24 protein-coding genes and 2 pseudogenes are annotated in these 21,090 nt (G+C 53.8%); 7 read left to right on the top strand and 19 right to left on the bottom strand.

Going from position 1 to position 21,090, the window contains the following annotated elements:
* Positions 1–35: 35 nt before the first annotated feature.
* The 13 genes and pseudogenes from FYJ85_RS11220 to FYJ85_RS11160 form a co-directional block, all read right to left on the bottom strand.
* Entirely contained in the window at positions 36–338 is a 303-nt protein-coding gene (locus FYJ85_RS11220; RefSeq protein ID WP_154418575.1) for a hypothetical protein, read from the bottom strand.
* A gap of 79 nt (positions 339–417) precedes the next feature.
* Positions 418–930, bottom strand: a complete 513-nt coding sequence (locus FYJ85_RS11215; RefSeq protein WP_206213123.1) for a hypothetical protein — start codon at positions 928–930, stop codon at positions 418–420.
* On the bottom strand, positions 927–1,739 hold the full coding sequence (locus FYJ85_RS11210; protein WP_154418573.1) for an adenine nucleotide alpha hydrolase family protein: 813 nt from the start codon (positions 1,737–1,739) through the stop codon (positions 927–929). Before FYJ85_RS11210 ends, FYJ85_RS11215 begins: the two co-directional genes overlap by 4 nt.
* A gap of 7 nt (positions 1,740–1,746) precedes the next feature.
* The gene (locus FYJ85_RS11205; RefSeq protein WP_154418571.1) at positions 1,747–2,913 is read right to left on the bottom strand and encodes a DNA polymerase III subunit beta; all 1,167 of its coding nucleotides are present in this window, start codon (positions 2,911–2,913) and stop codon (positions 1,747–1,749) included.
* 3 nt (positions 2,914–2,916) lie between these two features.
* A complete protein-coding gene (locus FYJ85_RS11200) occupies positions 2,917–3,318 on the bottom strand; it encodes a hypothetical protein (protein ID WP_154418569.1) in 402 nt (133 codons plus the stop codon).
* Between the two features lie 5 nt (positions 3,319–3,323).
* Entirely contained in the window at positions 3,324–4,529 is a 1,206-nt protein-coding gene (locus FYJ85_RS11195; protein WP_154418567.1) for an ATP-dependent DNA helicase, read from the bottom strand.
* Positions 4,526–4,684 (bottom strand): annotated as a pseudogene (nrdD, locus tag FYJ85_RS11190) (anaerobic ribonucleoside-triphosphate reductase); the annotation flags it as partial. The gene FYJ85_RS11195 and the pseudogene nrdD, both read right to left, overlap by 4 nt.
* 1 nt (position 4,685) lies before the next feature.
* The gene (locus tag FYJ85_RS11185; RefSeq protein ID WP_154418563.1) at positions 4,686–5,567 is read right to left on the bottom strand and encodes a helix-hairpin-helix domain-containing protein; all 882 of its coding nucleotides are present in this window, start codon (positions 5,565–5,567) and stop codon (positions 4,686–4,688) included.
* Positions 5,564–6,025, bottom strand: a complete 462-nt coding sequence (locus FYJ85_RS11180; RefSeq protein ID WP_154418562.1) for an ERCC4 domain-containing protein — start codon at positions 6,023–6,025, stop codon at positions 5,564–5,566. Before FYJ85_RS11180 ends, FYJ85_RS11185 begins: the two co-directional genes overlap by 4 nt.
* Positions 6,026–6,030: 5 nt before the next feature.
* Entirely contained in the window at positions 6,031–6,639 is a 609-nt protein-coding gene (locus tag FYJ85_RS23115) for a hypothetical protein (protein WP_206213122.1), read from the bottom strand.
* A gap of 27 nt (positions 6,640–6,666) precedes the next feature.
* On the bottom strand, positions 6,667–7,332 hold the full coding sequence (locus FYJ85_RS11170; RefSeq protein WP_154418560.1) for a ribonuclease H-like domain-containing protein: 666 nt from the start codon (positions 7,330–7,332) through the stop codon (positions 6,667–6,669).
* A 2-nt stretch (positions 7,333–7,334) separates the two neighbouring features.
* A complete protein-coding gene (locus FYJ85_RS11165) occupies positions 7,335–7,880 on the bottom strand; it encodes an ERF family protein (RefSeq protein WP_154418558.1) in 546 nt (181 codons plus the stop codon).
* 245 nt (positions 7,881–8,125) lie between these two features.
* Complete coding sequence (locus FYJ85_RS11160; protein WP_154418556.1) at positions 8,126–8,311, bottom strand: hypothetical protein; 186 nt, start codon at positions 8,309–8,311, stop codon at positions 8,126–8,128.
* A gap of 139 nt (positions 8,312–8,450) precedes the next feature.
* On the opposite strand from FYJ85_RS11160, the gene FYJ85_RS11155 reads away from it, so the two are divergent.
* Genes FYJ85_RS11155 through FYJ85_RS11145 form a run of 3 tightly spaced genes read left to right on the top strand, consistent with a single transcriptional unit; the run spans position 8,451 to position 11,061 of the window.
* Positions 8,451–9,170 carry a S24 family peptidase gene (locus tag FYJ85_RS11155; protein WP_154418554.1) on the top strand — a complete coding sequence of 240 codons (720 nt, stop codon included), beginning with the start codon at positions 8,451–8,453 and terminating at the stop codon, positions 9,168–9,170.
* Positions 9,167–9,475, top strand: coding sequence for a DUF6694 family lipoprotein (locus FYJ85_RS11150; RefSeq protein ID WP_154418552.1), 309 nt, complete (start codon positions 9,167–9,169; stop codon positions 9,473–9,475). Before FYJ85_RS11155 ends, FYJ85_RS11150 begins: the two co-directional genes overlap by 4 nt.
* Entirely contained in the window at positions 9,475–11,061 is a 1,587-nt protein-coding gene (locus FYJ85_RS11145; protein ID WP_154418550.1) for a recombinase family protein, read from the top strand. Before FYJ85_RS11150 ends, FYJ85_RS11145 begins: the two co-directional genes overlap by 1 nt.
* A 171-nt stretch (positions 11,062–11,232) precedes the next feature.
* Here the strand turns inward: FYJ85_RS11145 and FYJ85_RS11140 are convergent, their stop codons facing one another.
* From FYJ85_RS11140 to FYJ85_RS11120, 6 genes and pseudogenes are all read right to left on the bottom strand, one after another.
* The gene (locus tag FYJ85_RS11140) at positions 11,233–11,712 is read right to left on the bottom strand and encodes an integrase core domain-containing protein (RefSeq protein WP_154418548.1); all 480 of its coding nucleotides are present in this window, start codon (positions 11,710–11,712) and stop codon (positions 11,233–11,235) included.
* 105 nt (positions 11,713–11,817) lie between these two features.
* Complete coding sequence (locus tag FYJ85_RS11135; protein WP_206213121.1) at positions 11,818–12,357, bottom strand: helix-turn-helix domain-containing protein; 540 nt, start codon at positions 12,355–12,357, stop codon at positions 11,818–11,820.
* Between the two features lie 57 nt (positions 12,358–12,414).
* On the bottom strand, positions 12,415–12,912 hold the full coding sequence (locus FYJ85_RS11130) for a transposase (protein WP_206213120.1): 498 nt from the start codon (positions 12,910–12,912) through the stop codon (positions 12,415–12,417).
* Positions 12,913–13,084: 172 nt separating this feature from the next.
* A complete protein-coding gene (locus tag FYJ85_RS11125) occupies positions 13,085–13,804 on the bottom strand; it encodes an IS1595 family transposase (RefSeq protein ID WP_268878755.1) in 720 nt (239 codons plus the stop codon).
* Between the two features lie 21 nt (positions 13,805–13,825).
* Positions 13,826–13,897, bottom strand: a pseudogene (locus FYJ85_RS24040) (hypothetical protein); the annotation flags it as partial.
* 395 nt (positions 13,898–14,292) lie between these two features.
* The gene (locus FYJ85_RS11120) at positions 14,293–15,006 is read right to left on the bottom strand and encodes a hypothetical protein (RefSeq protein WP_154418542.1); all 714 of its coding nucleotides are present in this window, start codon (positions 15,004–15,006) and stop codon (positions 14,293–14,295) included.
* Positions 15,007–15,462: 456 nt separating this feature from the next.
* On the opposite strand from FYJ85_RS11120, the gene FYJ85_RS11115 reads away from it, so the two are divergent.
* The 4 genes from FYJ85_RS11115 to FYJ85_RS11100 are packed head-to-tail and all read left to right on the top strand — an operon-like array spanning position 15,463 to position 21,059.
* Positions 15,463–16,584 carry an AraC family transcriptional regulator gene (locus FYJ85_RS11115; RefSeq protein ID WP_154418540.1) on the top strand — a complete coding sequence of 374 codons (1,122 nt, stop codon included), beginning with the start codon at positions 15,463–15,465 and terminating at the stop codon, positions 16,582–16,584.
* Positions 16,581–19,661 carry a glycosyl hydrolase gene (locus FYJ85_RS11110; protein ID WP_154418538.1) on the top strand — a complete coding sequence of 1,027 codons (3,081 nt, stop codon included), beginning with the start codon at positions 16,581–16,583 and terminating at the stop codon, positions 19,659–19,661. The genes FYJ85_RS11115 and FYJ85_RS11110 overlap by 4 nt, the downstream gene beginning before the upstream one ends.
* A gap of 24 nt (positions 19,662–19,685) precedes the next feature.
* The gene (locus FYJ85_RS11105) at positions 19,686–20,444 is read left to right on the top strand and encodes a type II secretion system protein (RefSeq protein WP_154418536.1); all 759 of its coding nucleotides are present in this window, start codon (positions 19,686–19,688) and stop codon (positions 20,442–20,444) included.
* Positions 20,445–20,495: 51 nt separating this feature from the next.
* Positions 20,496–21,059, top strand: a complete 564-nt coding sequence (locus FYJ85_RS11100; RefSeq protein WP_154418534.1) for a hypothetical protein — start codon at positions 20,496–20,498, stop codon at positions 21,057–21,059.
* The last annotated feature ends 31 nt before the right edge of the window (positions 21,060–21,090 follow it).

Here is a 21,090-nt window from a genome sequence, read left to right as displayed (position 1 = left end):
TAGACCGCAACGACGGCATGGTTTCATTTCTTCTCTCATTTCAACGCCTCGCGTATTTGTTTTGTCAATCCGGGGAAATCAATAACCTGCGGTTCCTGTTGAGCTGCTTCATCAAGTACCTGAAGAACGTTTCTCATCGCATTATAAAGCCGATCCATCTGCTCGGTATTTTGCGTGACCAATTCTTTGATGTCCTGCAATTCCCGTATGCTGTACCGCAGGATCATATCCCATGCGTGTTTCGCATTTACTTGTTCCGGCTTACTATCACGCTCCTGCAAAAGATAATCCAAGTCACACTGTAATCGATGCACTTTCCCCCATGTCGTTTCATTCATTCTATATCTCCAACCATAGTTTCAAACTCCCCATTCCCCGCATTCCGGTTCATCCGCCACTCCTTTGCTCGCTTCGACCTCATTCCGCCAGCGCCCCGCGTATAATTTCTTTTACTTCATTACAATCGAATCCAGTACCGCCTTTAGAATAATCTCCAGTGTCCGTTACAACTTCACAGTTCAGAACTTCTTTCAGTGCCTTCCGGAGCCGGTCGCGCTCGGCTTCCAGCTCCTTTACACGTTCATTAGAATCCAAAGGGATGATCTCTCCGGTATTTGGGATGACACTTACGCACCTGTCATCCCACAACTTTATCATTTTCCAATCCTTTTCTGCGGTGATTTTAAGTTCCTTGCCAATGTATTTGCGACACCATGCCGCTATAGCTTCATATGCTGTGGTAAAATCTTTTTTTGACTGAGACATGCATACGCGGGCGGTGAAGATGCGAACGTCTTTCCCTTCGATAATCCATGCTTTCACCCGTTCCACCATACTTGGAATAGGTTTTCCAATGTGTTCTACACCTTTCCAACCATCATACTCTGCCAACGTTCCGTCAAGGTCAACCCCAATCCACCCTTCGCTCATCTCAAATCCTCTTTAAAGTTAAATTCCGGTTGATTGTTCTTCAGCAGATTGCGCGCCATGCTCCAAAATTTGCCGCTCGGTATCCATTCAGTTGCCGGAAGCCCGGCGCGGCGTAACACTTCAAATTCCTCTTCGCGTTCGATCAGAAGACAGGGGAGATTGTTGCGTCGGTTGATCGTATAACCGATTTCCTTTTCAGCTTTCTTCGCCAGCTCCCAGCGGTCGCGGCGGTGGACGTACACGCAGTACCAATGCAGCCATCCTGCTTTCAAACAGCCAATACAGTTTCCGTGCTGCCATATCTGATAATGTTCAGGACGCGGAATACCGATTTCGGCAGTATCGTAAATCGTTCGATCCCACCATAGCAGCGGAAAATCCAGTCTCCAGCCCGCCTTACACATCGCCTCGATTCGTCGGGCACAACGGTTGTTTTCAAAACTGGTGAACCCGTAATAGATGACACACTCGTCCGGGCGGTAATGGGTAGAGAGCCAGCGCATGAAAGGCTCCGTTTTGAGTTTGGCAGTACACAGCTCACGCCCCTTTCCCACCTTGAACGCTCGAATTTCTATACAAGTTTTGATCGGGTCTAAATGCGGGAACGTCTCCTGCGCCGTCACGAATTCGATGTTAAGACCGAGATAGTCGGCGATGTTATATTTGTAGTCTTTGATATCGGGGTCCTCGGCCTCGGTACAAATGTTATGATTCACCAGTATGACGTTTTTGCGGCCGTACTTTCGGACTACCTCAATAGCTGCCAACGCGGACTCAATACCGCCAGAATAACAAACGATATGTTTCATACTGTTTTCACTTCTTGCGGATCGGCATCAGGACATAGCAACGGCCGGGGCTGCTGAACATGACAGGAGAAAGCGGGTCCTGAAAACTGATAGTAAGGTCGTCGCCGGCCAGCGTCGCCATTCGCAAAAAATCGGGATTGAACGTGAAATGAAATTCCCGGTCCCCGGCGTAGTCATTCGATTCAAGGTTGCAGAATGCGGCCCCGATTGCATCCACACTGCAACTTTCCGTTTTGAGTTCGAGCCGGCCGGGTTTCAGGTACATTTCCAGATAATTGTTTTCATCCCTGACCAACTCCGCGCAATTGATCAGCCATTCCAGCACAAACGCGGAAATGTGCAGTTTCTCGGGCAGAATGACCGGAATAACCTGTTTGGCATTCGGGTAACTCCCTTCGATCTTTTTCAGTGCAACCCGGATATTCGAGCTTTCCATCACGATATGCGATTCGTAAAAATCCACCGTCAATGCACCTCCCTTCCCCGCAAACGCGGTTTTCAGTGCGGGAATGAATTTCCCCGGCAGGATTGCCGGATTCACATCGTCGCCGGCCATTTCCGTGCTTTCGATAATCAGCAGTCGCTTGCCGTCCGTTCCGGTAACAACCGCCCGCCCATACTCCTTTTTCAGATATACGCCGGTCAACGCCCGGCGCGAATCATCCTGCGATGTACACTTCTGCGCCCGTGCCAGGTCGTCGAAAAACTGCACGCTGTCGCTGATCGTGTTGCGGATGGACATTTTCAGTACGCTTTCCATCTGCGGATAATCGGCCGCCGGGCAGGTATGCGCCGTTACTGACACGGAGCCGGATTCAAAAACAACCGTGTTTTCGCCCGGTAAAAATCCGATTCGGTCGCAACGCATCAGACGAACCGCTTTCAGCAACGGCGCAAACGGTACTGTAAAAATTACGTTCCGGCGGGCCTCGGTCGCCAGCGTCACCGAAACCGACAATTCAAGATTCGTCGCGGTAATTATTGCGCTGCCGTCCTTCTGCACGTTGAACAGGACGTTTTGCAGAATCGGCAAAACGCTGCTTTTCCGGCAGGTTGCCGGCGCAACTCGTTTCAGTGCATCCAGCAGTACAACACGGTTGAAAACCGCGGCGGCGGCGGTGTTCATCGGCAATTGCTTGGCGGTTTCGTCGATCAGCTTGAAACAATTTTTCATGGTCTATTCTCCCTCAATGATATATGGTTGTTTTTGAAGTTCTGCGAATTCCTGCGCGATTTGCCGGTCTAGTCTGGCGATATCCCGGTCCAGCTTCGCGCGGCGCTGCTCCGGTGTGATCCGGAGGCGGTTCCGGTTGGCGTGTACAACCGCGCGCAGATAGTCCGGTGTTTCATACGCCCGTGCCGTCATGCCGGGAACGGCAATTTCCGGACTTCCGCCGCCGGTTGTGGAAACTCTGTTGGCGTCCAGAAATTCCACGGCGCTTTTTCCGCCGTCGATCTGCGCGCGGTTTTCCTCGATCAACCGCCGGAACGTCGTCGAAAGTGCCGTTTCGCAGTACGTACAGTAACCGCGCATAACCCTGAAAAGCTCTCTTCCAAGCCGAACTCTGATTCTCTCCATTCATTTTATCCTCTCTTTCCGGCCAGAATTTGAATTACCGTCTGCTTTGACTTCTCCCGCTGCATCGACTGCGCCAGTGCAAATACCTGCCCGGCAACGATGCAGCGCTGTTTCGTGCGCGTGACGGCGGTATAGGCAAGCGAACGGTTCAGGATAAACCGGTCGCGCATCAGGCAGACGAAACAGACCTGCCGGTATTGGCTGCCCTGCGATTTGTGGACCGTCAGCGCGTAAGCGTGCGACAGGTGCGATTGTTCGTCCCTATTCAGCAATACCAGGTCTTTCACCTCTTCGGGCCGGTTCGGGTCGGTAATCGGGATATCCAGCCTTAACCACAATTTGCCGTCTTCGTCGATAGCGTGAACGGTGCCGGTCGTGCCGTTCCAGATATCCTTGTCCGGATTGTTTTTCGTGTTGATTACCCGGTCGCCAGGCAGAAATTTCCGTGCCTCGGCAGAGGAGCGCGGATTCACGATCTTGATAATTTCTTCGTTCAGGCGGTTGACGGTACAGGCCGGAAACAGGCCGGTTTCCTTGTTGCGCTCTCCGTTTTTCGGTGCCAGAATGATATCAGTTTCAAAATTGAAAACGCCTTTTTTTACCCACTCAAGGATTACCTGCTGCGTAATTTCCGCTTCTCCGCTGTCGTACACGTCCCAAACCTCATTGTCTGATTTGTCGTGCAGCAGCGGCATTTCGCCGCGCCGGATGGCGGACGCGGCCTTGAATACGGCTTCCGTGTTGCGGTAACAGGTGGTCAGCGTCCGGACGTGTTCCGGAAAAAAGTCGATGATGTCGTGAAACGGCTGCCCCGCTCCAACCGGCGTCAACTGCGCCTGATCCCCCACCAGAATCAGCCGTTCCGGTTCCCGCTTGACCACCTCCGCCAACAAGCATGAATCCATCATGCTCGATTCGTCGATGATGATTGTTTTGCCCGGAAACGGCGGCTCGTTGTACATCGCCCCATCGTAACCGAGCAGGGAATGAACGGTTGCGGTCGGCGTGCCGGTCGCCTCTTTCAGCCGGGCGGCCGCCTTGCCGGTCGGCGCGCAAAGCCCGACAGCCTTGCCGTTGCTCCGCAGCGTTTTGACGATCTCCTTGATGATCGTCGTCTTGCCGCATCCGGCCCCGCCGTTGATGATCGAAAACCGGTTCCCGGCGGCGAACCGGACCGCGGCCAATTGCGATTGATCGAGCTGAAAACTCATTTTTCAGCATCCTTTCCGGGCTTCTCAGTCGCCGTTTTTCCCGGTACATCGAACGGCCGGCGCTCCTTGAATTCCTCCTGTTTGCCCTTGTTCCAGTTCGCAACCGGCCGGAAATAGCCGCAAACCCGGCTGTACACTTCACACAGTTTTCCACATTTACTCATGCTTCCCCCCTAAATAGTTCAGTATTTCGGTTTCGGCGTTGTAATGGAAGCCGAGCGCAACCATCTCTTCGCCGGCGAACCCGCGCAACGTAAAATCGTCGAACATGTTGCCAACCGCCGCTTGTGCAAGCTGCAGGTTGATTTTCAGCTCTCCGAGTTTCTGCACCAGTTCCACCCAGGAAATCACCGTTGAACCGGAGCCGGTAAGTTGCCGCATGGCGTAGATGATCGCCGCTTTGATCCGGCGCGGGTCTTCGTCCCCGATGTCGTAAGACAGCCGAACTTTGCCGTCCACATCAGCAAAGCCGAACCCGGACAAGTCGGCCAGCCGGTAACAGTCGGAATTGACGATCCCGACCGCGTCCGTTTCCCACGCCTCCCACGCCGCGCACGCCAGTGCATTTGAGCAGCCGCGGCCGATCAGGTACGAAATTGCGTCGCATTTCTCCTTGTCGCGGACCAGCGAATCAAGTTGCTGCTTGAAAATCTCGTATACGTCCGGCCGGATTTTCAGCGCCTCCGCCTCTTTCGGGGACAGTTTGCGCCAGCCGTCGCCGAGACTGTCCCATATTGCCGCCTCGGTCGCCGGACCCATGCCCCGGGTGCGTTCAACGACATACGAGAGCTGCGCGCGCGGGTTCTCCGGTACGTTCGGCCGCGCCTCCGCGAACTTGAAACACTGCTGCCCCTTCCAGACTTCAAAATCTCCGGTCAGCTTCAACAGCTCGTTTTCGGTCGGCCGCCATTTGATTGTACCGGTGCAAATCATCGTGCCGGTTTCGGTCTGGCATTCCAGGCGATACCAAGAGCGCGGATTATCCACGCCGAGCCGCGGCCAAAGAATTTGTATAATTTTCGCTTCAATCGTTTTCATTGATTCAATGCCTCATGCCGTTCTTTCAGGATTGCCAGCGCCAGCGCTGATGCAAATTCCGGATTCCCGGCGAAAATAACCGCCGCTCCGCGCGCGGTAAGCTGCCCGATCCGCTTCATGACGAATTGCGGGGTCAGTTTGTAGTGTTCATGATCCGGCGGAATGATTTCCCCGTTGCGCTCCGAAAAGCAGAACGCCGAAAAATCACACTCAACAATCACCGGCTTTGCCGGGAAGCCGGCCGCCTCCATCCGGTTCAGTTCCCGGCAGAACCGCCCCCAACCGGTCGAAACCGTCCCTAAAAAATCGTCCTTCGACTTGCGTTCGATGGCGAACGCATCATCGCCAGCCAGCGCATAATCTCCGGTTTTCAAGGTCCCGATTTCGACCGAAATTTCCGGGGGGAAGCTCCACGGGGTTTGCTCCCGCGTATCAATAACGATTCGGAACTCCCCCATTGCGGCTACCTCTTCAGGTTCGCAAACGGACCGTTCGGAGCGGCCTTGCCCGGAAACGCCGGGATTGTTCCCGGCATGACTGCCGGTTGTGCCGGCTGCTGGACCGGCTGCGCGGTGGGCTGCGGCATAGCAGCGGGTTGCGCTGCCGGCTGCTGAATCGGCTGCTGCTGGACCGGCTGCGCGGCCATGCCGTACATGGCAAGCAGGTTTCCGAGATTCATCCCCTTCGGGCCGCCGCCGTCACCGAGATACTGGACATTGTGATAAATCTTGCCGTCCCGCTCGGTCGTCTTGACGGTCGCGGTCGTCTGGATGCCAACCAGCGCTGGAATTGTCGCGGTGCCGTCCGCATCGGCCTGCAGATGCTCAAACAGGTTGTCGGACGGGAGGCCGATTTTCGTCAGCGTCGCCATCGTCATTTCCCACTGAACTTTGCCGGCGGCATTGCCGACACCGGGACGGTTGGAATACTCCCCGCGCCACCAGTCCGAAACTCCGTTCGCATCCTGCACCTCGATACACACGTCGAATGCGCCAGCGTCTTTGCAGAATTTCGATTCCCCGAGAATCGCCCGAGTAATCACCACATCATACGTACCCTCTGCCTTGAACATAAGAAACCCTTTCTTCTGGTTGTGGGGTTAAAACAAAACCCCGTTGAACTTCTGAAAATTACGGTAAGTGAGCCGAACATCCTGTTCGCAGTAGTCGGCAATCCGGTTGCGCCCATCCTCGGTCTTGACCAGTTCCGGAAAATCGCGGAAATCGATCTTGATTTTATGGTCGTCGGCGCAAACTCCGGCCACGTCATCGAGCTTTGCATACTGCTGCGAATTCCAGTTGCTCCAAACCTGCATCAAGTCGATATGGGGACCGGTCGAATAGCGTTTGCACCAGAACGGCAAGACCGGCACATCGTGCAACGGCACGCCGAGAATCGCCGCGCGCTTGAACAGAAACGGCACATCGAAACACATGCCGTTCCACGTTACCAAACGCGCGCCGTCCTGCCGAAGAACGTCGAAACAGCCGGCAATCAGGGCCGCTTCCTCTTCGTCATCATCGCCGGCGGTCAGGCGGTAGCTTTCAAGTTCCCCATTCACGCCCGGAGCGGAGAAAACCGCGCAGATGATCCGGCCATACAGCGGATTCAACGCCATTTTCGCAATCTGCTCGGCGCGCGCCTCGGCTTTCTTTTCGGCAATCTTGGTTTCGTCTTTCAGGTTGCCAAGCTTGACTTCCGGTTCCGGCAGCAGGGAAATTTTGCTGCTGTCCGGCATGGTCTCGATATCGAACACATAAAACATAATCACCTCGTCTGGTTGGTTGCGGGCATTCCGGGAAGCGGCGTGCGAACGCCGGGCAAAACGGTTTTACCGGGGACCGGACCGGGAGCAGCCGGGCGCACAATCTGCGACATGGGAGCCGGAGCGATGCCGGGCGCGGCTTGCGGCGGGTCGTCGGGGTCGTCGGTATCGCTGATTCCGAACAGGCCGGAAAGCGCATATTTGCGGGCGTAGCTCGATGCCGAACCGGTCACTTGAGCCGCATCCATGCCTTTGCGTTCGTCGGCGTGCCGGGCGTAGGCGGTGCAACTGATTACCGCATCCCCACGCTGGATGGTTGCTGTCGCCTTGACAAACACCCATTCCCCGAACTGGACAATTTCGTCCGACAGCAAAATGATGATTCCGTGCGCATGAAGCAACGGTTTGACGGCACGCAAAATGTCCTCACACTTGCGATACTTGAAGCCGCCGAACGCATTGTTCCGGTCCTTCGGAACTTCCAATTCTGCTTGAATCGCGCACAGGTCCCGCCATAATTCATTTTTTACAATCAGATTATTTTCCATTCTTTTTTAGACCCTTTGCAGTAGACTTTTAACAGTAGCTTCCGGCGCTGTCCGGTAATGTTCAACTTGCTCGGGATGTTCCCGTACAAATTTCAGTATTGACCGTGCAATCTGTTTTCCCATTGCGATTTGCTCCGGAGTAGCATATGGGTAACGCTCTGCATCTGTAATGCCAGGATAATCCTCAACGGTCAATTGTCTTATTTTAGGGATAATAGCTCCATTCATAATGTAACCTATATGCGTTACATTGAAGGCAAATTTTTTCGGCTCCGGTCGTATTCTTCGATTCCGAGCATGATTATATCATCTGTTAAATCAAGATGGATGTTCCGATTGTCCCGTACCGCTCTGATTTTCAGCTCACGATGTACATTGACACTGATTTTAACCGTTTTTTCTCTTGCCGGTTGCCGCTGTTTCTTGTTCATATCACCTCCTGTATTACAAAATACAATGTAACCTATACATGTTACAAAATCAAGGGTTCAAAAAATCTTTTTTATAAAAATTTGTAATCTATAAAAGTTATGATATTGTATAAAAAGTAAATAGCCGGAGGATAACGCTATGAAAATGATTGACTTAACACTATCAAACGCTATCCGGCGAATGCGGGCCGGCATGAAATCAGATGCAGCCCTAGCCGACAAACTAGGCTTAAGCAGAATGCACATCGGACGCATCTTAAAAGGTAAAATCAATTACTTTGAAGATGACACATGGCAGCGTATCGAACCACTATTAAAACCTTATATAAAAGATAGTGTAACGCTCCTGTCAAAGTGTGATTTTGTGGCCGTTCCGCTTTTGTCTGTAGCTCAAGCAATGGAAATGCAGCCGGCAACCCATCCTTTCGGAGATAAGCTGGCCGAGCTGGGAACAAACGAATTTTCCTATTTTTCAACTGCCAAACCGGGCGATTTTGCAGTCCTGATTACGGGCGTATCTATGATGCCGTGGTATCCACCAGGTACAAGGGTCTTAGTTGGTCGTGACGAAGTACCGCGAACCGGTCAACGAGTGATTGCAACGCTGGCAGATTATTCCGAACCAGTGTTCAAAGTGTTTGTCGATCTTGACGAAACCCGTTTTGCCCTGTTATCGATCAATGAAAATGAAGGCTGCCCGCCAATTATCTTGGAAAAAATGTCCCGCGATTGGTTTTGGATATGGCCGATTAAAGAATCCTTGCGTAATGAAGATGCTATTGATATCGCAATGCGTGAACATGGGATACATCATTTTTGGGAAACTTGGCTGCAGAAACAAAAGGAAAGCGAAAAATGAAAAGAGTTATATTACTAGTCGCAACAATGATGCTTCTTGCCGGTTGCGGGCGCGATACTCTGAATGGCAGCAGCGAAGATGCTTTCAAATCGTCTTTGCAGAAAATGACACAGAAGCTAAGCGAAGATGACCGAAAAAAAGTTGCCGCAACAATAACAATGATGATTATGCAGGAAACCGGACCTGCTGCGCTGCAAGGAAAAGCTATTGACATGAACGAAGTATGCAAAAAATTCGACGGCATGACTTTATCGGATATCATGAAGAAGTATGATGAATTTCAAGAAAGATTCCGGGCGAAATAATGGATAAAGTCCAGAAATATTTGATCTATGCCCGCGTAAGTCCTCGCGGCAGCGATTTTGAAGGCGATACGTCAATTCCGATGCAGATTGAATATTGCCAGGAATTTATACGCGGGCAGCATGGAGAAGTAGTCAAGGTGGTATCCGACGAATTCGCCAGCGGAAAAGATATGCATCGTCCGGCGTTTCAAGGAGTAATTGACGAACTGGAAACCGGCACTGTTGAATGGGATTGTCTATGTGTCTATAACCTGTCCCGTCTGACCCGCGCCCCAAAAGACATGTACTATATCATGGAGCTTTTGGGCAGTAAAGGGAAACGATTTGCCAGCGCCACGGAGCCGGATTTTGATTTTTCAACATTGCACGGTGAATTGCTTATGGGAATTATTACCCATGTCAACCAGTATGCGCGCAAGATATCCGCAAAAGGAACACGGGATAGAATGCTGAATCTTGCCCGCAATGGTTACTGGCCGTCCGGCCGCGTACCGTTCGGTTACTGCCGTCGCAGTCACAAAGATAATACTCTTTATATTGATCCCCGGAAAGCGGCCATTGTCCGGGATATTTTTGAATCCTATGCAGCAGATATACGGCCGATTGACTTAATGCACAAATACCCGGAAATCAACCGGGCGCAATTCTTCCGGCTGCTGCAGGACCAAAATTACATCGGTAAACTTGAATGGGGCGGTCTATGTGTGCCCGGTAAACATGATGCTATCATCGACCCTGATTTATTCCAGCGTGTTCAGGAAAAACGAGCAGAGAAAAAAGACGGTCCACGTCCGAAGGCACAAAAATATAACTATCTTCTGACCGGTCTTGTATACTGCCATTGCGGGCGGCTCATGACCCCCGCCAGCGCGAACAGCCGAAGCGGGAAATATCACTATTACCAGTGTACAGATACCATAAATTGCAAAACACGGGTTTCCGCGGAACGTTTGGAAGAAGCTGCGTTGGACCGCATCAGAGACATAAAACCCGATCCGGTTGCCATCAGAGTAGCATGTGAAGAGGTGGAGCGGGAACGCCGGAAATATCTGGAAGAGGAAATCAAACCATCCGAAGAAAACGTCCGTATCGCACTGCGTACCGCAAAAGCCGAGCAGGACAAATTAATCGCACTGCTGGTGAATGACAATCTATCGCCAGCAACATTGACGGTGCTGGACAAGAAAATCGGTGCAATCAGTCAAGAAGTGGAGCGTCTGACCGGAAAACTTGCGTTTTATGAAGACCAGAAAAGCCAAATCGACAGCGCATCATTCGATATGGCCGGAACAGTTATTTCGATGCTTGAACGTCTGGTGCAGGCTGCAAATGCGTCACATGATCCGGAAATGCTGAAGATGGTATATAAAACCTACCTCGATAAAATCCAAAATGAAAAAAACGAACACTACCGGTTCTTCTTCAAGTTCCCGTCGTGTTCGTCTAAGAGTAACAAATGGTGGAGCATTTTTTTATTTTTTAGAAAAATTCTCTCCACCTCAAAATGGCGAATTTTTCGAGTCTCAAAAGGAGGAGCAATTTTACCCTCTCGAAAAATTCTCCGGACTTTTATAGAGAAAGAATAGCCTAAAAGAAACCCAAAATTCAACGCCAGAGGGACGAGGAATTGACCTCAAAATATTCTCCCAAATCTCCGGTTCTGGTTCCGTTTTCGAGCCGGATTGAGCCGATGTCGCAGAGCCTTCCTGTTATTGTTCCTCGCGCGCGTGTAACGGGGGTGCATAAATTCTTTACGCTCACGCAGCGGCTTGTTCTCGTCGATAACCATGGAGCAAACCGCCCAGGAATGAAACCTCTTTTATCGGAGCATTCATGTCCTGCGGATAGGGTTTGACCATCGCACCGCCGAGACCGGAGTGCGGGCGGTAATGATTCCAGTATTCGAGGTATTCTTTTACGACCAGCCGCAACTGCGTTTCAGACGTAATGATCATTTTGTCAAGACACTCTGTCTTGATTGCTCGGATAAAGTTTTCCATCCGTGCATTCATCTGCGGCGTAAACGGCGGCAATTTCTTGATGGTAATCCTGATGGATTCAAAAACGGAATCGAACCGCTTATTGAAAAGGCTGTCGCGGTCGTGAATCAGATACTTCTTGCCGAGAAGAAAGCCATCCCACATATCGCACATATTTCTGGCTATTTGCGTTGTCCAGTTGCTGTCCGGCGCATGAACGATGCCGCCAAGCCGAACTTCACGGCTGCCAATGTCCATGAAAAACAGTAGACTCTCTCGAACCAGTCCGAATGGAGTCAGCCGTTCCACCTGAGCATAATCGATCGAAGCGGTGGAGTACTGCTGCGTCTCAATAAACTGATCTCAGTCTCCGCGCAGTCTCCGTTCCGGATCCGGAACAATTCCGTTGTCATCGAGAATGTGGCGAACCGTCGTTGCGCTGACATCGTATTTCAGATATTTCATGACTCCCGCAATACGGTCATAACCCCAGTCCGGATTGTTTTTAGCCAGCTTCAAGACTTCGTCCACGATTTCCTGCGAGATCGGTTTGCGTCCACGCTTCTTTTGTCCATCTCTGACGCTGTTGTATTTTGCGCCGACCAGAGAATTGTACCAGCCCCGCAATGTCCCCGGAGCCCATGTCGGTTCAACCGCCGCCAGCAGGTAGTCGTTCAACGCTTTGCCCTTTTGAGCCAAACGGCGTTTATCCGAATCAGTCAGTTCCAGTCGGGCTTTCCCCGTTAGCTCCGACAGATGTTCCTCATAAATTCGAATTTTTTCCGCATGGTAGTCCAGCATGGACTGCATGTTTTTCAGAATGGTTCGCAAATTTCCGTCTTTGACATCACGCATAAAGGCGTTCAGCCGTATCGTCGTCTCGTTCACTTGTTTGCTGTTCATTTCTGTAATCGCTCTCTCCGGCATGCCGGATGCTGTAGAACTTATCAACTAATAATATCATAACGGAGGATAAATTGCCATAATTTTATTCATCGTTATCATCATAGCTGCCAAGTACAGCAAGGCATTGTATGCGCAGGCGGTTTTTTCGTATCTGACATGAATTTTTCTGAATCGGTTGAACCACGAATGTGCAACCTCGACAATCCATCGTTTAGGACGAAATCCATGCAGTTCAATTGCCTTCTTTTCTTCTCCGCGAGGTCGAATATGCGGCACCATGCCATGTCTTGACGCAACATCCGCTTTTCCGACATATCCGGCATCCAAGCAAACATTTTGAGTAATGTGTTCATAATGCTCAAAATCCAGGGGCTTCATACGCTCCTTGAGTAATTCATCAAGAACGGCTGCATCATGCCTGTTGGCTCCGGTTACGACGATCGACAACGGGATGCCAACTGCGTCTACGAGTAGATTTTTTTTTGCTTCCTTGCTTACCTCGGTCTGTTGGGTTTGCTCCGGCAAGTTCTTGCGCCAATGGCGCTTTTCCATGAGAACCATCCGCCGACTGCCATTCCCATGCAATCCCTTCCATCTCGTCATACTCCATAAGACCAGCGTGCCAAAGCTTTTGAAAAAATCCAGCTCGTGACCATTGCATAAATTTTTTATGTACCGCTTGTGATGTGATATTTTCAAACTGGGGTATGCACTTGACACAACCTTACCCTACAGGTTGTGCTATTTTGATTTCATCGTATGTGACAGGTGCAGTTTCCACAGCATATTGAAGTAGACGATAGAATAGCAGCCCCCTTGATTTTGATTTCCTTCTGTTGTAGCGAAACGTAAATTCATTCAGATAATCTTGCAAATGCTCAGGAGCTATTGATCCTTGCAGTGTACCCAATATCCATCGTTTCAACAGACTTATTGCCCGATGACAACGGGGCAGGATTTCTCCAGACACCACATGAATCTCGTGGATATATCCATTTTTTGAAAGGCTGTTATATCCTCCCCACTCATCGGTAAGGATTTTCGACCCCGGAAAGACAAGTTCCGAAACTGCCGAAGTCAATGTTAGAGAATCAACACCATTGATTCGTAGCAAACGGATACGTCCAGTTCCCTTGCCATCACATTCTGCCGCGACCATCACGATACTCTTTCCATCGGCACCGCGTCCGCGCTTTCCTTCGTGAACCCCGCCAATATATGTTTCGTCAACCTCAACAACGCCAGAAAGGCAATCTCGTCTTGGGCGAACCATTGCACGTCGCAGTTTATGCAACATCAGCCAAGCCGTGCGATAACTTCCAAGACCCAGCACTCGTTGCAACCCCAGTGCGCTTGCTCCATTCTTCTGTGAGCAAATATACCATATGGCGCGAAACCATGTAATCAGTGGAATATGGCTATCTTGAAAAACAGTTCCTTGCAACAAATATTGTTGATGACGACATTTGCTGCATAGAATCCTTCCGCTTTTCATATTCCACATGCTATGCGCTCCACATTTGGGGCATACAAAGCCATTCGGCCATGACGCAAATCTATGTTGCGATTATCCATTATCTTTTGGTTGCATACATCAAATTCCTGCATGGATTCAAACTCAGCCTCACGGAATTAACGAATCGAATCCGCGATACGCTTATGCAAAATCTTTCCCTGCTCGAAATCCTCGCATTGAACCGCAAGACCATTACGAAGCCGCCAGACTGGAATTCTCCCGAACAACTTGAACTTTTCAACGAGTTCCTATGCTGAAATTTTTACCGGACAGCAATGCACGGATTTCACAAATTTCGTCCGGTCGAACGCATGAGGTCGCACCTCCGCAAGCCGAACCGCCCGAACATTTCCGGAAATCAGGAGCGGCATTTCGCCGAGCGTCACGGAGAGCCGGTTCGGGACGACCTGATTCTTTCACGCCGTCCAGTCCCGGAATCCCCAGGGACGTGTCAGCGCCGCGGAACCGACCAGTTCCAGCGTCAGCGGTTCAGACGCCAGCCCGCCGTTTTCAAAAATCAGTTGCAGATCGACTCCCGGCTTCTGAATGACCGCAGCCAGAAACTGCTCTTTGCCGTCATGCAACAACAGCAATCCATCCCGTGTTTCGCTGCCGACAAGTTCGGCGCGGACGAGCCGGGCAGCCAGCGACTTCATCGCAAAATAGGGCCGTTTTGGGGTCAGGTCGGCCCGAACCAGCCCGAAATTATTTTCGTTATGCGAGGCATTCCACCTGTCATCCTGGAAATCATACCACCAGATCCCCTTCAGGAACGGCAATGTCCGGGCATGCAAATAAAGGCGTGCCAGCCGAATCGCACTCTCCTCCTCGGTACTGCCGAATGAATTCCGCTGATTGCCCCCCATTTCCGTGATAAAGACCAGTTTGTCTTTGCCGTCGTTATACTTGCGGATCAGAGTCCGGAGATTCCTCATCTGCGTGAGCCACTCATCAACGGGAGTCTGGAACCGCCTGTTGCAATTGTAGGTATGAAATCCGATGCCGTCGCAGAAATCAAGAACACCGAAACGGAACGTCTCCTCCAGAAATTTCCCGCCCGTGCAGACGAAGTTGCTGATGATGATCGCGTCCGGGACGATTTTCTTCAGTCGCGGATAGACGGTCTTCATCAGCTTGACGTACGTACCCCGCCGGCGTACCGCGTCCGAAACCGCACATGCCGCAACCGCCGTCCCACTCGTTCCAGACCTGATAAAGTTTGACCCGGTCGCCCGCGTTGCGGACGATCGTCTCGCAATAGCGCGTGACCCCCTCAACCGCTTCGTCGGAAACCGGATAGCTGCCGCCGTCGTAAAAACGGTTGCCGTAATCGAAAATGATAAGCGGGAAATCCGCCCAAAAAAAACGAGAAAAGCAATCGTTTATCCAACCGCACAACTACGATTTTCATTTCTTGTTTCCCATCCGGAAGAACTGCTGTAATCTCCGGGAAACAATACTGTTACGAGCAATTTTTCACAATGCGAATAATTACCGAAATCAGGATAAGATTTACAGTTTTCGGAATTGGAAAAAAAAGGGTTTTGTGGTATAATTGATAAGCAACAGAACAGGAGATTCCCAATATGATCGTCAAACGCGTGATGCTGATGGTGGAGTGGCAGGTCGGACAGCTGGTCCACGGCGTGGTCGATTATGCCCGCACACGCAACTGGCATCTGATTCTCTGGCACGCGGGGGACGTCCGCAAGGCGCTGCGCGAATGGCGCGGCGACGGCGTCATCGCCGGAGTGCTCTATCCGGACCTTTTCGCGCGGAAAACCGTTTCAGGAGTCGACTGGAAACTGGTTTCGCTGGTTCCGCTGAAAGGCCCGACCCTTCCTTACACTCTCGTGCGGGAGGATGACGCCGCCATCGGCAGACTCGCCGCGGAGTATTTCATCCGGTGCGGCTATGAAAACTTCGGCGTGTACAGCGCCTCACCGCGCGGGAAGAGTTTCGGCGAAACGCTCAAAAAGCACGGGGTCGGCCGCTGCGCCCGGCTCTCGACGAACGCGCCGGAGAAACTCCCCGGGTGGCTCGTCCGGCTGCCGAAGCCGTGCGCGGTTTTCGCGGAGAACGACTGGGACGCATCCGACGTCATCAACTCCGCGCTGCTGAGCGGCATCGCCGTTCCCTCGGAACTCTCGGTACTCGGCGTGGGCAACGACGACTGCGTCTGCCATGCGCCGGCGATTTCGCTTTCGAGCATCGACAGCCGCCTCTACCAGATCGGCCGGTGCGCGGCGGAGGAGCTCGACCGGCTCATCGACGGCGGAAAACCCGACAAAAACGGAATCTTCATCCCCCCCGCCCCGATCCCGATCGAACGCGAAAGCATGGATTTCGCCGTCCGCGGCGAACCGCGCATCCGGGAGATCGTCGATTATATGAGAGGCCATCTTGAACAGCGGCTGCCGATCCATTCGCTTGCGCTCCGGTTCGGACTTTCCGACTCGGCGCTCTACAAACTCTTCGCCTCGGAATTCCGGGCCTCCCCCAAACAGATCCTGCTCGAACTGCGGCTCAAACAGGCCGACGCCATGCTGAGGATGGGGAATTTCACCATGAAACAGATCGCCGAAGGCGCCGGTTTTCCGACGCTCGGGGCGTTTTTTGAGGTATTCAAGGAAAAATACGGCTGCACTCCCGGACAGTGGAGAAAAAGCCTCTCACGCTTTACAACGATGCAGGAAGAACAACGATGAACGTTTCGATTTCCACCGGCTCCTGCCGCACGCTGCCGTTCTGGGCGTGGAACGGCAGGCTCGACAGCGGGGAGCTGCGCCGCCAGATCCGGATTTTCCGGGAGATGGGGTACGGCGGATTTTTCATGCACGCCCGCACCGGGCTCGACACCGGATATCTCTGCGCGGAGTGGTTCGACGCCGTCCGCACCTGCATCGACGAGGCGCGCCGCACGGGGCTCGAAGCATGGCTCTACGACGAAGACCGTTATGCCTCCGGCTCCGGCTCCGGCGAAATCGGCCGGAACCGCCGTTTCCGCAGACGCACGCTGGAAGTCGAACGGCTTGAAACTCCGCGCTACCGCCGGAACGATCTGGCCTGGTTCGCCGGAGAACTCCGCGGCAGTATGCTCCGCAACTGCCGCCGTCTCCAGCGCGGCGACGAACTGCGCGAGGGGGAGTCGTTCCTCCGTTTTCACGTGCGGTTCGACCGGGCGAACTCATGGAACAACGGCGGATACTATTCCGACATGATGAATGCCGAAGGCATCCGGCAGTTCATCCGCATGACACACGAACGGTACGCACGCGAATGCGGCGCGGAATTCGGCGGCGTCATCCCCGGCCTCTTCTCGGACGAACCGAACTGTTCAAACTGGACGGAGGCGATGGAGCGGAAATTCGCACAACGATACGGCATCGATCTATTCGATCACCTGCCGGAACTTTTTTTCGAAGTCGAAGGCGAAAGCTGTTCGCGAATCCGTTACCTGATGGCGAATCTCCGGACGGAACTGCTGGAATCGGCCTTCGCCGTGCAGGCGGCCGAATGGTGCCGCAGACACGGACTGCTCTACACCGGACACGTGTTCGGCGAGGAGAACGTCATCACCCAGACCCGGAACTGCGGTTCGGCCATGCGGTTCGTGCGGCACATGGATATTCCGGGGGTCGATCTGCTCAGCGACCATCAGCTCATCTACGACGCGATGCTCCAGACCGCCTCGGTCGCGCATCAGAACGGCGGCCGCCGGGTGTTGAGCGAGTCGTTCGCCGGAACCGGCTGGGATTATCCGCTCTATGCGCAGAAGGCGTGCATGGAGTGGCAGCTTGCGCTCGGGGTCACACAATTCTGCAGCCATCTGGCGTTCTATACGCTCCGGGGCGAGGCGAAGCGGGACTATCCGCCGAGCATCCACTACCAATCGCCTTACTTCCGCGTGGAAAAAATCCTGCAGGATCACATTGCATCCATCGGCACTCTGCTCGGTTCGGGAAATCCGGTGCGGCCGATCCTGGTTGTGCATCCGCTCGAATCGACCTGGTTCTGGAAGCCGCTCACAGCCTGCACGCGGGCCGATTACGAAAGCGAAAGCCGCCGACTGCCGCGCCTGCGCAACATGCTGCTGCGCGCTAAACTTGCGTTCGACTACGGCGACGAGGCGATGCTCTCCGAAATCGGGAGCGTCGATGGGAAAAACCTGCGCGTCGGCTGCGCCTCCTACGTCGCAGCGGTGGTGCCGGAACTCCGGACGATCCGCTCAACGACCCTGAAACTGCTCGAACAATTCGCCGATGCCGGAGGGAAAGTCGTCTATCTCGGAGCGGCTCCCGGGTTCGTCGACGCGCTCCCCCACCCCGACGCGGGCCGCATTTATCAGAAGTTCCGTCCCGTGACGCTCGCAGAACTGCCGGCGGCACTCGCTGCCGAGCAAACCGTCTCCGTGCGCGACGGAAATGGAAACTTCGTCGAGCCGCTCCTCTTCAACGAGGTGTGTGGGGAAAACGGGGAACGGCGGCTTTTCCTCTGCAACACGGGCTGTCCGCTGCCGCTCGGGAGCGACATGGATGCGAAGAGCGCCGACGAACGGACGCTGACGATCCCGCGTGCGTTCATCCGCTGGAAGGGGGATCCCGCCCGCATTCCGCTCGAACTCGATCCGACGACCGGGACGCGCCGCAGAGTGAATGCGTTTTTCCGGAACGGCTGGTGGGAGTTCGAAACGAATTTCGGACGGCTCGAATCACGGCTCTTTGCAACTGCCGGAGAGGAAGCGGCCAAAGCTGCGGAAGCCCCCCTTCCCCCGGCGGAATCCGTGAAAATTCTGCATCACTCCTCCGGGCCATGGTTCGTTCAGCCGGACGAGCCGAATGTTCTCGTGCTCGATTTTGCGGAATACTCCTTCGGCGGCGCGGTTGCCGGATACGGCCATGTGCGCGAGGCGGACGCGGCGGCGCGACGGCTGCTCGGAGAACCCGAACGCAGTCACGAGATGGTTCAACCATGGAAGCAGCGGCAGATGAGAAAGAGCAGCCGCTGCGTCGGTGCGACCCTGCGTTTCCGCTTCGACTGCCGCGAAAAACCGGAGAAGATTTCGCTCGCGCTCGAAGAGGCGGATCGATATGAAATTGTGCTGAACGGCCGTCCGGTCGAATTCCGGGACAGCGGCTTCTGGTGCGACGCGAGTTTGCGGATGACGCCGCTCCCGCCGGATGCGCTGCGAATGGGAGAAAACATCCTCGAACTGAGCTGTCGCTACTGCGGAGACATGAGTGGATTCGAGGCGGTCTATCTGCTCGGGGAGTTCGGCGTCTTCGAGAACGAGCTGACCCTTCCGGTGCGGACGGTATCGCCGGGCGACTGGGGAATGCAGGGTTACCCGTACTACTCCGGAAACATGAACTGCAGTTTCGAGTTCGAGTGGAACGAACCGGCCGGCACGCCGGCATTTCCGTGGATTCCGGAATGGCGCGGTACGGCCATCGGCATCGCCGTGAACGGCGGAGAACCCCGCATTGCGCTGCTGCATCCGGAACGGCTGAATCTGGGAAAAGAGCTCAAACCCGGCCGCAACCTCATCGAGATCACCGTCTACGGAAGCCGCCGCAACTCGTTCGGTCCATTCGGCGCGGATCCCGGCGACATGGTCGATCCGTCGGATTTCAACTATGCCTCTCCCGGTGCCCGGCATCTGAAGTCGTTCGGGCTGCTGAGCGAAGTCAGGATCGCAACCGTCGTCGCCTCCCCGAGCAGAGAGCTGAAGCCTCCCGCGCCGCACCGGGATGAGTCCCCCCGTTTTCAACCCTTGTCGGAATAACAACCCCGAACCATGGAGATCCAAATGAAACAGAGACAACAGTACGAAAACAAACGCCGCCGCTTCTCCGCCGCCCAAACGAACCGCAGCAGCCTCTTCACGCTCATCGAGCTCCTCGTGGTGATTGCGATCATTGCGATTCTCGCTTCGATGCTGCTGCCCGCGCTGAACCAGGCGCGCGAACGGAGCCGCAGCATCTCCTGCCTCAACAACATGAAACAGATCACCACCGGCATCATCACCTACAGTCTGTCGAACGGGGATGCGATCATTACGCAGGGACTGAACGGCGGCATCACCTACATGAGCGTCATGGTTAAAACAAACGTGCTGCCGGAATCGGAACAGCTCAGCCGCTGTCCGAAGGCCGGGCCGCATCCATCCGTCACGGACGTCGAGGATCAGGTACGCCGATTCTGTTATCCGATCAACGTCGACTGCTTCTTCTCGGACGGAACGAAATGTTCGGGGGAGGACAATTCCAGTCCGCGTGTCAAGGAGGGTGACATCACGACTCTGCTGTTCAAGAAGATCAAGAGTCCTTCGAAGTTTCCGCTTCTGATGGAGGGGCGCGTGCCGACACTCGACCCTTATGTCATGCGCTTCAATCTCGGAGCTTCCGGCCAGGAGGGCTGGATGGCGCTCTCGTGGGCCGCGCACAACCCGCAGCGAATCAACATGTCCTGGGCGGACGGCCACGCGAACGCCGCCACCCGCACCGAGCAGTATGAAAACTGGAACAAGGGGAACTGGTGGAACAGCACGCTCGAATGGACCTGGTAACCCCCGTTTCCCCGACAGAATCCCCAACCCCAACCAGAGAAAGTGAATGAAATGAAACTCCACACGATTCTTGCGGCCCTGTTCGCCGCCCTCCTCGTTTCCGCCGCGGATCTTCCGCTTGAAGTGGTTCGCGCGACCTGGGGCGCGGGCGACCGGAAATGCGACGCGACGGCATTTGTTTCCGGACGGCTGCGCGAAGGAAAATTCCTCGTACTGAGCGCGAAAAACGCCACGGCCATCCTCGGCGACCCCGCCCGCATGAAAACCAAGGAGCTGATTGCGACAATCCGGGTCAACGGCGAAGAACGCACTCTTTCCGTCGGCGAATACTCCGCCCCGATCATCGTCCGCACAGGCGGTGATTATCCGGTCACGGAAGCGCTCACCGTTTACAGCGCCACCTACGGGTACGGCTCGAAAACCGCCGATATGCTCAAAACCGTCAAAACCATGATGGCGGAGAAGAAAAAGGCGGGCGTCAACAACCAGTTCGCGGGTTCCGATCCGGCGAAAAACAAGCCCAAGGAGCTGATCGTGCTGTACAGCGTCGGCAACACGTTGCGGGCACTGATCGTGCCGGAGGGGAAATTTTTCGATCCGGCGGAGATCCGATAAACCAGAACCTCTTTATGGAGAAGATGATTTG

It is taken from the genome of Victivallis lenta (assembly GCF_009695545.1).
Taxonomy (GTDB): Bacteria; Verrucomicrobiota; Lentisphaeria; order Victivallales; family Victivallaceae; genus Victivallis; species Victivallis lenta.
Note: the sequence above shows the minus strand (reverse complement) of the source record. Positions and strands in the feature narration are given on the sequence as shown.